Source organism: Streptomyces katrae (assembly GCF_000966975.1).
Classification (GTDB): domain Bacteria; phylum Actinomycetota; class Actinomycetes; order Streptomycetales; family Streptomycetaceae; genus Streptomyces; species Streptomyces katrae.
The window spans coordinates 1-1,034 of sequence record NZ_JZWV01001694.1 but is presented as its reverse complement, the minus strand read 5'-3'; the positions used below and the strand labels follow the sequence as shown (position 1 = coordinate 1,034).

The 1,034-nt window shown below is 68.2% G+C and carries 1 protein-coding gene; it reads left to right on the top strand.

Going from position 1 to position 1,034, the window contains the following annotated elements:
* Positions 1-440 precede the first annotated feature (440 nt).
* On the top strand, positions 441-1,034 hold a 594-nt coding region (locus VR44_RS40150; protein ID WP_045952639.1), incomplete at its 3' end, for a ScbR family autoregulator-binding transcription factor.

Here is a 1,034-nt window from a genome sequence, read left to right as displayed (position 1 = left end):
GGGCCATCTTGGTGACCCCCAGCTCCCCGGCCACCGCCTGCATCGACACCCCGCCGAGCCCCTCCGCGTCGGCGATCCCCACTCCCGCCGCCGCGATCTGCTCCAGCGTCAGCCCCCGCCGCGGCCCCCGCGCAGGCGTCACCGGTGGCCCCCACAACAACCGCACCGCCGCACCCCACGGCCCGTCCGCCACCACTCGCTCCCTCTGCCGGCCACCAAAATCGCGTCCACGGTACACAAACAAGGAGCACCCATTAACGGCGTTAACACCGCCACCCCCACACTCTTCTGACGAAAAGCCACCCCCTGAACCATCCCGAACCACCCCGAACCAGTACCTACTAAGCGCCTTAAAAGTACTGGTCGACTGGTTTTCTTTTGCCCCCTCCCACTAGATTGATCTTCAACACCACCGGACGAAACCGACATCAGGAGCACACGTGGCGAGGGTCAGGCAGGAACGGGCCGAGATCACCCGGCAGGCGATCCTCGACGGCGCGGCCATCGCCTTCGACCACGCCGGCTTCGGCGGCACCAGCCTCAGCGACGTGGTCAAGCACGCCGGGGTCACCAAGGGCGCCCTCTACTTCCACTTCCCGTCCAAGCAGGCCCTCGCCCGCACCCTGGTGGACGAGCAGTTCCAGGTCTCCGAAGGCGTCCCCGAAACCATCGAGGACCCCGGCCTCCAGACCGTCATCGACCTCACCCACCAGATGGCGTTCGGGCTGCGCACCAACGTCCGCATCCGCGCCGGCATCCGCCTGGTCATCGAGTTCGGCTCCTTCACGGACCCGGACCCGTCCCCGTACAACGCCTGGATCGAGACCTGTCGCAGCTGTCTGACGCCGGCCCAGGAGCGCGGCGACGTACTGCCCTCGGTCGACGTGAGCGACCTCTCGACCTTCCTCGTCGGCTCGTTCACCGGCATCCAGGTCACCTCGCACGTCCGCACCGGCCGCGAGGACCTGCACGCCCGGGTCGTCGACCTCTGGACCTACCTCCTGCCCGGGATCGTGCCGCCGGACCGCCTCGCC